At 35.9% G+C, this 12507-nt stretch carries 11 protein-coding genes; 9 read left to right on the top strand and 2 right to left on the bottom strand.

Translation table 11 applies throughout. The features are described from left to right. The first annotated feature begins 1 nt into the window (after position 1). The 9 genes from P256_RS06825 to P256_RS06785 all read left to right on the top strand — a co-directional run bounded on the left by P256_RS06825 (position 2) and on the right by P256_RS06785 (position 10824). Entirely contained in the window at positions 2-511 is a 510-nt protein-coding gene (locus tag P256_RS06825) for a GNAT family N-acetyltransferase (RefSeq protein ID WP_023272954.1), read from the top strand. A gap of 197 nt (positions 512-708) precedes the next feature. Then, positions 709-1977, top strand: a complete 1269-nt coding sequence (locus P256_RS06820) for a sensor histidine kinase (protein ID WP_023272953.1) — start codon at positions 709-711, stop codon at positions 1975-1977. An 81-nt stretch (positions 1978-2058) separates the two neighbouring features. Next, positions 2059-4809 (top strand): bifunctional [glutamate--ammonia ligase]-adenylyl-L-tyrosine phosphorylase/[glutamate--ammonia-ligase] adenylyltransferase, encoded by a 2751-nt coding sequence (gene glnE / locus P256_RS06815; protein ID WP_023272952.1) that lies wholly within the window; start codon positions 2059-2061, stop codon positions 4807-4809. Between the two features lie 26 nt (positions 4810-4835). Continuing rightward, the gene (locus P256_RS06810; RefSeq protein ID WP_023272951.1) at positions 4836-5762 is read left to right on the top strand and encodes a branched-chain amino acid transaminase; all 927 of its coding nucleotides are present in this window, start codon (positions 4836-4838) and stop codon (positions 5760-5762) included. 120 nt (positions 5763-5882) lie between these two features. Continuing rightward, on the top strand, positions 5883-6641 hold the full coding sequence (locus P256_RS06805; protein ID WP_023272950.1) for a hypothetical protein: 759 nt from the start codon (positions 5883-5885) through the stop codon (positions 6639-6641). Next, positions 6641-8269 (top strand): glycosyltransferase family 2 protein, encoded by a 1629-nt coding sequence (locus tag P256_RS06800; protein WP_023272949.1) that lies wholly within the window; start codon positions 6641-6643, stop codon positions 8267-8269. The genes P256_RS06805 and P256_RS06800 overlap by 1 nt, the downstream gene beginning before the upstream one ends. A gap of 5 nt (positions 8270-8274) precedes the next feature. Next, entirely contained in the window at positions 8275-9084 is an 810-nt protein-coding gene (locus P256_RS06795; RefSeq protein ID WP_023272948.1) for a glycosyltransferase family 25 protein, read from the top strand. A gap of 18 nt (positions 9085-9102) precedes the next feature. Continuing rightward, positions 9103-9876, top strand: coding sequence for a glycosyltransferase family 25 protein (locus P256_RS06790; protein WP_023272947.1), 774 nt, complete (start codon positions 9103-9105; stop codon positions 9874-9876). Positions 9877-9906: 30 nt separating this feature from the next. After that, entirely contained in the window at positions 9907-10824 is a 918-nt protein-coding gene (locus P256_RS06785) for a glycosyltransferase family 8 protein (RefSeq protein WP_023272946.1), read from the top strand. 98 nt (positions 10825-10922) lie between these two features. On the opposite strand, the gene P256_RS06780 is transcribed toward P256_RS06785, so the two are convergent. Next, positions 10923-11684, bottom strand: coding sequence for a glycosyltransferase family 25 protein (locus P256_RS06780; RefSeq protein ID WP_023272945.1), 762 nt, complete (start codon positions 11682-11684; stop codon positions 10923-10925). An 87-nt stretch (positions 11685-11771) separates the two neighbouring features. Next, positions 11772-12491, bottom strand: a complete 720-nt coding sequence (locus tag P256_RS06775) for a glycosyltransferase (protein ID WP_023272944.1) — start codon at positions 12489-12491, stop codon at positions 11772-11774. Positions 12492-12507 lie beyond the last annotated feature (16 nt).

Raw genomic sequence — 12507 nt, 5'->3', positions numbered from 1 at the left:
AATGAATGAATTTAATGTTGTAGGTTGTTGCTTTGAAAAACATGGCGAGCGTATTTTAGAAATCTTTAATGATGCCATTCTAAATTCAACGGCTTTATATGAATATGAAGAAAGAACCTTAGCCAAGGTTGAACAGTGGTTTAAAGTAAAAGAAGAGGGTAGTTTTCCTGTTATTGGCTTTGAGAATGCACAAGGTGTATTGATGGGGTTTGTGACTTATGGTGCATTTCGAAACTTTCCTGCAAATGCTTATACGGTAGAGCATTCTGTTTACATTCATAAAGATTATCGTGGTTTGGGGCTTGGTTTTAAACTGATGCAAGAAATCATTCAAGCAGCGAAGAAAAACGGTATTCATACTATGATTGGCGGTATAGATGCTCAGAACGAAGGCAGTATACGCTTACATGAAAAGCTTGGCTTTCGTTTGGTAGGTACGTTACCTGAGGTTGGATTCAAGTTTGATCGCTGGCTTGATTTAGCTTTTTATCAGATTATTTTGTCACATTAAAATAAAGTGTTATGTAGTTAACAAAAACTAGATTAAACTGTGGATGAGTTTATTTTTGTTCACAGTAGATTAAAAATAAATTAATTAAATGTAACACTTCTATTCATTATTTGATTTTTTTGTAAAAAGCATTAACACTGTCTAAGTAAGGTTTCTCCGTAGTGAAAACTAGAAAACAATGATATGAGAGGGACACCATGGCAATATCATCATATATAGATCATATTGAGCAGCTCAGTGCGTGTCATTTTGCACTTCTGCTCGATCCATCTGCAAAAAATAACAAGTTAATGCGGTTTTTGCGCCGTGCAAAAAAACAGACACAGTTTAAACATAGTATTTGTATATTTAAAGATGAACCATATTTATGGAAGTACTCAGATCATCCTGAGAATGGTTTAGAAACACAGCAGATATCTAAGTCAGTAGCTCAGTTGCTTGTGACTCATCTACAAAATAAGCAGTATATTGATACCAATGAGCCTTCTTACGAAGAGCTAAAAGCACATTTAGCAAAGCATTTCTCCAATATAGAAAGCATGTTTATTTGTAAGATTGAAATGAATAATGCACCTATTGGTTTTGTGGTACTTTCTGATGAGAAAAAAATAACGATAGATACCGATGTTATTGAAGAGGTAAGCGAGCTATGTATAGATTTGGGTGAATATATAGCGTTAAAACAGTCAAATGCAGAGTTGAAAGAAATAAATGATGACTTTGCAGCTTTAACGTATAGTCAAACCAAATTCTTCCAAGTTATAGCGCATGACTTACGCGCACCATTTCATGGGTTACTTGGTTTTTCTGAGGTATTGGCAGATGAAATTTCGACTTTAGATGGAGACAGCCTACAGCGTATTGCCAGTTATTTAAATGATACTGCACAGTCTACTTATCATTTACTAGAAAACTTACTGAATTGGGCAATGGCAGAAGGTGGACAGTTTGTGTATCACCCTAAAGCATTTTGTTTACAGCGTTCGAGCCATATTGTAACAGGTGTATTGAACAGCTTGGCAATGAATAAGAAAATTGAATTGGTTGACCAAATACCAGATCAACTCGAAGTATATGCCGATATTAATATGGTGACTTCGATCTTACAAAACCTTGTATCGAATGCACTGAAATTTACACCAACAGATGGTTCAGGTAAGGTCATTATTTTTGCTGAGAATGATCAGGACAATGTACGTATTTCGATTACGGATACAGGATTGGGAATGGATGACCAGCAACAGCGTGAAATCTTTCAGCCGAAAATAAAAACCTCTCTTACAGGTACAGCAGGCGAGAAAGGTACAGGTCTTGGATTGGTTTTATGTAAGCGATTTGTCGATTTAAATCATGGTGAAATTACAGTAAATTCTAAAAAAGGTTTAGGTACAACATTTGAGATTTTATTACCCAATGTGCAAAAAGAATATAATGTAAAACAGCGTGTTGAGAAAATCGCTGTGTAAATTAAACCACTTAATTAAAGACAAAGCATTTAAATTATTCTATGTTTAGCTTGTATATTGGCAGAAAATGCAGGTTAGAGCATGAATGGCGAACAATTAGAAAAAACGTTAAGCGCAAGTGTATATGCTGAGAAAGTATTTTCTATTTATCGTGAGCAGATTGAAGAAGATTATAATTTAGATCAGTATTTAAGTGGACTATCACGGCAAGAAATTGTAAGAATAACGCAAAAGACTTTGCAAGAAGTAGAAGATGAGCAGCAATGGATGAAGTTGTTGCGTATTTTACGTGCAAGGTTGATGTTTCGTTGGATATGGCAAGACGTTAATAAACTCACCAATGTGGTACAACTGACAAAAGAGCTTTCTGACTTTGCCGATATATGTATAAGTGAGGCAAAAGACTTTGCGCAAAAACCACTGTTACAGAAATATGGTGAACCGATTGGTGTAGATGGTTCAGTACAAGATCTAATTGTTATTGGTATGGGGAAACTCGGTGCACAAGAACTGAATTTGTCGAGTGATATTGACCTCATTTTTGCATTTGATGAGCAAGGTGAGACCAATGGTAAGAAAGTCATTGATGTACAACAATTTTGTATTTTATGGGGACAGAAGCTCATTTATTTGCTTGACCATATTACGGCAGATGGGTTTGTTTTTCGGGTAGATATGCGTTTACGCCCTTGGGGAGATGGTTCTCCATTGGCACTCAGCTATGCTGCACTGGAAAAATATTTGATTCAACATGGGCGAGAGTGGGAGCGCTATGCTTGGATTAAAGCGAGAGTGATTACTGGTATAGAAAAAGGGCAAGAGCTTCTTGCCATGACACGCCCTTTTGTGTTCCGCCGTTATGTTGACTATACCGCTTTTGCTGCCATGCGTGATATGAAAAGCATGATAGAAAAAGAGGTAGTACGCCGTCATTTGCAAGATGATATTAAGTTGGGTGCAGGTGGTATTCGAGAAATTGAGTTTATTGTGCAGGTCTTTCAGCTAATTTATGGCGGGGCAAAGTTAGAGCTACAAGATCGGCAATGTTTAGTGAGCTTAGCACATCTGGCTGAGATGGAATTCTTAACTACATCTGTTGTGAAACAACTGAAAGATGCATATCTTTTTCTAAGACGTGTTGAACATGCCATCCAAGCACTTAATGATCAACAAACACAGTCTTTACCGGTGACGGATGATTTAAGAGTGCGCCTACGCATTGCTTTAGGCTATGGCACGTGGTCTGAGTTTATTGATGACTTAGATACACATCGGCATATTGTGAAAGCACAGTTTAAATTACTGATTCAGGAAAATATAGATACTGAAACGGTGACAAATCAAGAAAATCTACAGCAACATTTAAATGAACATTTAGATGAATCTGCACGACAACTTGTTCATGAGTTTTGGTCAAGTAATGCCGTAAAGAAATTACCTGCTCAAGCATTGGACCGTTTAAAAGCATTTTGGCCAACTTTTATTGAGCTTGTTTTACAGTCAGAAAAACCACAAAGTGCATTGTTGCGTTTAATGCCACTTATTGAGTCTGTTCTGAGACGTACGGTATATTTAGTTATGCTTGTAGAGAGTAAAGGCGCATTGCAGCGACTGATTAAAATGGCTGTGGTCAGTCCTTGGATTTGTGAGGAGTTAACACAATACCCTGTACTGTTGGATGATTTTCTCTCAATGGATTTTGAGCTACCAACTCGGCTCGATTTACAAGATGCGATGCGACACCAACTTTTACGTGTAGAAGCGGATCAGATTGAAGATCAAATGCGTGTGCTTCGTTTATTTAAAAAAAGCCATGTATTGGCTGTGGCAGCAAGTGATGTCTTGGCTGAAAGTCCTTTAATGAAGGTGTCTGATGCACTGACGGATATTGCAGAAGTGAGTGTTGATACTACATTGCATTTGGCATATCGCGCAGTGGCAGATCGGTTTGGTTTTCCTGTTCTTAAAAATGGACAGCGATGTACTTTGGATACCAAAGGATTCATTGTTATTGGCTATGGCAAGCTTGGTGGTATTGAGTTGGGTTATGGCTCAGATTTAGATCTTGTATTTATTCATGACTTAGAAGAGCAAACAGATACCAATGGTTTAAAACAAATTACAGGTTTTGAATTTGCTTTAAAAGTTGCACAAAAGTTTATGTCACTTATGACTACGCAAACTTTAGATGGGCGAGCTTATGAAATTGATACGCGTCTTCGTCCTTCGGGAGAAGCCGGTGTATTGGTGACGAGTTTACGTGCCTATGGTTTGTATCAGGAAAAAAGTGCGTGGTTATGGGAACATCAGGCATTGGTACGAGCACGCTCTATCGCAGGCGATGAAGTATTACGAAAGGCCTTTGAAGTGATCCGTAGTCAAGTATTAACCCAAGTGCGAGACACAAAAGTTGTTCAAGATGAAGTATTAAAGATGCGCCAAAAGATGAAAGACCATCTTGGTTCAAATGAGACAGAAAAAAAATCTGGTATTTTTCATTTAAAACAGGATGCAGGTGGTATCGTTGATATTGAATTTATGGCACAGTATATGGTGTTGGCATGGAGTGGGACGAAACCCGATCTCGCCCGCTACTCTGACAATGTTCGAATCTTAGAAGATGCTGCAAGACTTGGCAATTTATCCAATGCCGAAGCGCAGGCTTTGATTCAAGCTTACCTGAGCGAACGAGCCGAAAGCCACCGTTTAGCCCTTGCAAATAAAAACATGCAAGTTCAAGCAACGGATTGGCAAGACACCCGCGAGATCGTTTGCAAATTGTGGCAAAAACTAATTGATCCAACTGCAGGAAATGCGTTGGACAGTCAATAATAATGTAGAAATTTGGAGTGTGTGCCATGAATTTGGCTGATCGTGATGGTTTTATTTGGCAAGATGGAAAGTTAATTGATTGGCGTGATGCAAAAGTTCACGTCCTTACACATACACTACACTACAGTATGGGTGTCTTTGAGGGTGTACGTGCTTATGAAACGCCAAAAGGTCCAGCAATTTTTCGTTTAAAAGATCATACTAAACGCTTACTGAACTCTGCAAAGATTTATCAGATGAAAGTTACTTATGACCAAGCGACTTTAGAACAAGCTCAAATTGATGTCGTACGTGAGAACAAACTCAATTCATGTTACTTACGTCCATTTATTTGGATTGGCTCTGAAAAGCTAGGTATTGCTTCGACAGATAACTCAATTCATGCTGCTGTTGCTGCATGGGGTTGGGGTGCATATTTAGGTGAAGAAGCAATGGCACAAGGTATTCGTGTTAAAACTTCTTCATTTACACATCACCATCCAAACGTGACGATGTGTAAAGCAAAGGCTTGTGGTAACTACACTGTATCTATTTTGGCACACCAAGAAGTTGCTCAAGCTGGTTATGACGAAGCAATGCTGATGGATCCGCAAGGATTTGTATGCCAAGGTTCAGGTGAAAATGTATTCCTCATTAAAGATGGTGTATTACATACACCAGATTTGGCAGGCGGTGCACTTGAAGGAATTACTCGTCAGACAATCATTACGATTGCTAAAGATCTAGGGTATGAAGTTGTAGAGCGCCGTATTACACGTGATGAATTCTATATTGCAGATGAAGCATTCTTTACAGGAACGGCGGCAGAAGTAACACCAATTCGTGAATATGATGACCGTCAAATTGGTGAAGGTAAGCGTGGTCCTATTACAACTGAATTGCAAAAAACTTTCTTTGATGCAGTACAAGGTAAAAATCCAAAATATGAACATTGGTTAACTTATGTGAACTAATTTGAATGTTTGGAAAAAAGGCGAACGATGAAGTTCGCCTTTTTTATATCTGCCTTATGGGCTTTATGCTAAAATCGCGTTGTCGTCAGATGACTGGCTATGAACAATAGGTAGCGTAACATGTTAGATTCTCAAAAGTCAGATGCACAGGAAGTGCCAGAAAATATCATTTTGTGTATGAAATGGGGCACAAAATATGGTGCTGAATATGTGAATCGTTTATATAACATGGTGAAACGCCATTTAACCTTGCCATTTAAAATGGTTTGTCTGACAGATATTTCTGAAGGCATCTTACCTGAAGTAGAGTGTTACCCAATCCCACCTTTAGATTTACCTGAAGGTAGCCCTGAACGTGGTTGGAATAAACTTTCTACATTTGAGCCTGATTTATATGGTTTAAAAGGTAATGCACTATTCTTAGATTTAGATGTGGTTATTGTCGACAATATCGATTGCTTTTTTCAACAAGAAGGTGATTTTCTAATTATTCATGATTGGAAACGACCTTGGCGTATTACAGGAAATAGCTCAGTTTATCGTTTTAAAATCGGTGCATTTCCAGAAATTTTACCTTATTTTAGAAAAAACTTTGATGAAATTAGACAGAAGTTCCGTAATGAACAGGCTTATCTATCATGGTTTATCGATCAGCATGGTACGTTAACGTATTGGCCTGATAGTTGGTGTAAAAGCTATAAATATCATTGCCTACATAAAATACCCTTTGCTTATTTTAAGCCACCCATTAAACCTACGGGTGTAAAAGTAATTATTTTTCATGGGGAAATTAATCCACCTGATGCGATTAATGGAACGGGTGGGAAGTGGTATCGCTATGTTTTACCATCAGATTGGATTAAAGACGCGTGGCAGTAATGAAGGACTCAATCACTGCAATCAATCAGCAATCTCGACCATACCGTTTAAGTGTGGTCATGATTGTAAAAAATGAAGCTAAAAATTTAGAAAAAAGTCTACCTGCACTTTATGGTTGGATTGATGAGTTGATTGTACTCGACTCAGGCAGCACAGATCATAGTGAGCAGCTTGTAATGCAAGCAGGTGGGAAGTGGTATTGTAATGCCAACTGGCCGGGCTTCGGGAAGCAACGCCAAATTGCACAACAATATGCGACAGGAGATTGGATTCTCGCTTTAGATGCAGATGAAGAAATTACACCTGATTTGCGAGATAGTATTTTAAAAGCAATACATAATCCACCCGAACATGTAGTTTATGGTATTAAACGTATTGACTGTATTTTTGGGCATAAGATAGATAACCCATATTGGCCGTTAAAAGCACACTGGCGTTTATATCCTAAAAGCTTCCAATATAATGATAATCTTGTACATGAGTCTGTAGAGCTCAACAATGCCGTGTGTAAAAAGCTAGAAGGGTTTTTATTACATCACACAGCAGATACACCATTATTCTGGTTAGATAAAAGACTCTCTTATGCGAAGGCTTGGGCAGAAGATCGCTTTCCAAAAGGAAAAAGCGTATCTGTATCATCTATATTTATTCGTTCTTTTTGGGCTTTTTTTAAACAGTATATTGTAGATGGTCGTTTTCTAATGGGTAAATATGGGCTGTTTTATGCTGCCTTATTTTCTCAGTATACTTTTAATAAATATGCCATTTTATATGATCTTGCCGAAAATAAGGCAGAGCAAGCCTTTAAACAGTCACGGATTGAAACTGAACAACAAACAGTTTTAGATACGCAGGTAAAGCAATCGACAGTATCTTTAGTAATGATTGTGAAAAATGAAGCACGACATCTCGCGGCGTGTTTGGATACAGTCAAAGATTTAGTCGATGAAATTATCTTACTTGATTCAGGCAGTACAGATAATACGCAAGAAATTGCACAAGGTTATGGTGCGAAGTGGTATGAAAATAGAGATTGGCACGGTTTTGGGAAGCAACGCCAAATTGCACAATCTTATGCAACCTCTGATTATATTCTTGTATTAGATGCAGATGAGCGCTTAGATAATGATTTAAGACAAGCTGTTTTAAATGTATTACAGCAACCTGTAGAAACAGGTATTGTCTATGCACTCAATAGAAGAGATTACTTTTGTGGTCGAGTGGTTCGTCAAGGATACTTTGATGCTTACGACCGTTTGTATGCACGTACTGAATTTGAATTTAGTCCTGCAGAGGTACATGAGTCATTAGACCGAAAATCTGCGAGAAGAGAAGTATTAGAAGGTATTTTGTATCACCATACCAATGATAGCTTGTATCACTTTTTACTTAAGAATATTCATTATAGTCATCAATGGGCACAGCAAAATGCTGCTCGAAAAAAATCAATTTGGCTTATCAGTGCATTTTTAAGGGCATTTGTTTCATTTTGCAGAGAGTATATTTTTCGTTCTGCATACCGTACTAAAGGTTATGGGCTTATTTTTGCCATTGCAACGATGGGCTATACACTAGATAAGTATCTTATGTTGTGGCACGAGCAAAATGATAAAGATGGTGTGGAGTAATTTCATTGAATATTTTAATTATTAATTTAGATCAGTGCGAAGACCGTCTAGAGCAACAACAACAGCAGTTTACTAAGTTGGGTTTAACCTTTGAAAGATTGCCTGCTGTTTCTATTCAAGAAATTTCCACACAAGATTATGAAAGATTGGCTTTTAATGGTCAACGTCCAATGAAGCAGTCTGAGTTGGCTTGTTTTTTGAGTCATAAAAAAGCTTGGCAAGCGGTCATTGAGTTAGGAAAGCCTTGCGTTATTTTAGAAGATGATGCTGTACTTGTTCGTGATTTAAAACAAATTATTGATGATATTGCACAGCTTCATCATATTGATTTTGTGAACTTAGAAGTACATGGGCGTAAAAAGATGGTTGCAAAAGAAAAGTTCGCAATTGTTGCAACGGATTATCAATTGTTTGAATTGTATCAAGACCGCAGTGGAACAGGCGGCTATATTTTATTTCCAAGTGGTGCTCAGAAATTATTAAATTATTTAGAAGCCTCTTATCCAAAATTGGCTGATGAGTTTATTTATAGCTGTTATACCTTAAACGCATATCAAATTGAGCCCGCTGCTTTAATCCAAAGTGATAAAGCAGACATGTATGGGGTTGATGTTGGTGTTATGCATGGTTCAGTGATTGGACTCATTAAAAATAATCATGTTAAGCAGGATGCTGCTTCCTTTACATCTCGATTGAAATATAAAAAAAATAGAGTGATGCAACAACTATATTTGGGTATTCATCAACTCGCTGGCATTTTAAAGTTTAAGCGCAGAGAGATTATGTTAGATAAAGATCGCTTTAAGTTAGATTGATTCATAAGGTAATTGGTAATGAATAATTATGTCATTAGTTTGCAAACGGAGCAGAAGCGCCGTGAACATATCACTGCAGAGTTTTCAAAGCAAAAAATACCTTTTGAGTTCTTTAATGCAATTACACCTGATCTTGCTGTGATACAAGCAAAAAAAATGGGTTTGAAAATAGATGAGCAGCTTCTAACAGCAGGTGAAGTTGCATGTTTTATGAGTCATCTTAATTTGTGGCAACAAGCGATTGATCTAGACTTACCATATATTACTATTTTTGAAGATGATATTTTCTTAGGTAAAGATTCAGCACAATTTCTAACACGTTATGAGTGGATTCCCGAAAAACTAGAAGTGATTAAACTTGAAGCATTTACGCCTAAAGTTGTTCTTGGTGCTCAAGTTAAACCGTTAGATAGTAGGGATTTATTCTATTTGAAAGGCATTAATTTAGGCGCAGCAGGCTATATTCTTTCATTGGCAGGGGCTAAATCTCTTTTAGCATTTGTCCAAAACTATCATAAAATATTACCGCTTGATCATATGATATTTGAGTTGTACTTAAAAGAAAATCCTCAGGCTGTGTGTCAGTTGGTACCTGCTTTGTGTATTCAAGAGCTAGAGCTGAATAAAATAAAGAATAATGAATGCTGTTTAAAAAGCTCACTTTTAGATGAGCGTCATAGTCGTATGAAGACATATAAAGCTAAAGGTTTTGCAAAAATAAAAAAAGAGGTTGCACGATTACCTTTACAACTGCACAACTTTCTTTTTGCACGAAAAGTAGATTTTAAGTAATTCATATTTTTTGAGGAATGAATAAGTTTTTTGCTGGAACAGATATCATCTCAGAGGTCTATTCATCATCCGAGTATAGATATTGCATTTGCTGTGGATGGTCAGTATCTTAATTATTGTGGTGTTACGATATACTCTATTATTAAAAATAATAGTCATATGAATATTAGATTTCATGTGTTTACAAGTGATAAAGATATTATTGGTAAGGAAAAGTTTACTGATTTAGAAAAATCTTATCCTAATATATCGATTGATTTTTATATCCTGAATAAAGACATATATAAGCGTTGCCAAGTCAAACAACACTTTAATGATGCCATTTATTATCGGTTATCTATTGTCGAAATATTAAGTAAAACACTTGATAGCGTACTTTATCTTGATGCGGATATCTTATGTACTGGTAAAATAGATGAGTTATTGACAATAGATATTAGTCGTTATTGTATTGCTACGGTCAAAGATATTAAAAGTGAAGAATGTTTAAAAAATATTGGGCTAGATCTAAATAATACTGGCTATTTTGACTCTGGTGTTATGCTCATAAATATAAGAAATTGGCAAAAAGAAAATACATTTAAGCAATTTATGCAGTTAATTTATAAGGATGATTATAAATATCCTGATCAGGATGTTTTAAATATTATTTTTAATAACAAAGTCTTATTTTTAAATAATAAGTTTAACTATGTAAATGCTGAAGATGAAGGGAAGGTTTTTATTCACTATACGGGTGCTGTAAAGCCATGGCATTTAGCGCATGATTTTAATATAAATTATATAAAATATCTTTGGGCTTCTCCATGGGCAGATCTAAATTTGAAACCTTCCTTAGGATATAAGCCAGCAAGAAAATATGCACGTATTTTATGGAAAACACATCACCCAATCGGAGCTATAAAGTGGTTTTTTATATATCTACTAAGAAAGTCTAAAGTAAGCTGAGTGATACTGTGAAGGATTCATACATATGATTTTTTAGGGTTTATATTTGCACTGCGTCATAAACGTCATAGTATGAATTTATCCTGATTTCAGTAGGTTTATTTAAACTTATCTAGGGTATAGCGTTTGAGTTTTCTACGGATGTATTGAAAAAACTTTTGACGAGGCCTTTTTCTTTTATAGACTTGTAGGCGTTCTTGCTCAAGGTAACTTTTAGAAATAATATCATCAGACATTTTAGGATGATCGAATAAGAATGTACCATAGAAATTTACGGTTGGATCTAATTTTAAAATAGGATACCAGTGGTCATAAATTTTGGGTTGTTCACCATGATGTTGGAGCAGCAGTTGAGCCATTTTTTTATCAACAATATAAGCATAGGCATAAACCAAATACTGTAAAAAGTCAGGATCAACTTTTAATATATTTTTTTCGTATAGCTTCTTTTGAAGTAGCTTTCCTCTAACTTTATAACAAATACCCATTTGTATACCACCCAAGCTGAGTAAAAAGCCTGAGCTTAAATCTAATGCTTTAACTTTCTTTTCAAGTTCATCCAAATTTAGTGTCAGGGTCTCAATTACATCATCTTCAAATATGACAGCATACTCATCATCTGACTCTAAGAAGTCTTGTAGTGCGGACAGATGAGAAAGAGCACAGCCAAGTTCACCAGGAGTGAGAGGACAAATGCGATTGCTAACGGCACGACTAAAATACTCTTTAACAGTTAAGTTGTTTCCAATAATACCAAATGAAGAAAAATCATTTTGTAGTTGATTAAAACATGATTGAGCAAAAAATTGTTTTAAACGAGGACTGTTGGTTTCTTCAATGGTAATTAAGTACTTTTTCATATAACTAGCAGTTATTTAGATCATGTTATGCCTGAGCTGATCTTACATTATTTTGAATGTGCTATAAAGTTGAGTGTTGTTTATAGCTTAGAGTGAATTGTCGAAGGATAGTTTTTTAAACTTCAATTTCAATAGCCAACTAAATTTATTCTGTTTTGTTTTTGGATTTACAAGACTATGATCATGTCCAATATGATGACATCCACCTTCTGTAAGGTAAAACATAAACCGATTTTTTTTTCTTAAATAAACTGAAATATTTCTTTCTTTTCTAAATTTTTGAAACTTGCCAGCAATATCTTGCCATAAACTGGTTTTAACAAGGTGTGGGTTAAAACTATAACCATACCATTTTGGATGGACATTTTTTAAAGTACAGAGTTTTACACCAAAATTTTCTCTATAGTTGATAAGATGTTTTCGTTCGGAAGGAATATACATATCATTATAATGACGTAAACAGATGCCTGCCATATCTGAATAGATATCTAAGGTATTTAAAATTTTAGATAAATCGGGGAGCTGATTGAAATGCCAATCATCTTCACAATGAAAAATATAATCAGTTTTTACATGACTGTACATATAGTCTACGGCTTTATGATGACCTAATTGCTTTTCTAAACAGATAAGCTGGCCATGAGGGCATAATGCTTTAAAAACATCATTTGTTTCTCTATCGCCAAAGTCATTAATTGCAATAATATGTTTGAAATACGCATGTTTAAAAAGACTTACCAAAGTTTGCTGTAGTAGCTCTGGTCGCCTGCCTATAGTTAAGCATAAGGTAATGTTCGATGTATCCACAGTTGGATTCCCCATA

It is taken from the genome of Acinetobacter nectaris CIP 110549, from assembly GCF_000488215.1.
GTDB classification, from domain to species: Bacteria; Pseudomonadota; Gammaproteobacteria; order Pseudomonadales; family Moraxellaceae; genus Acinetobacter; species Acinetobacter nectaris.
This window is presented reverse-complemented; position numbering and strand designations above follow the sequence as displayed.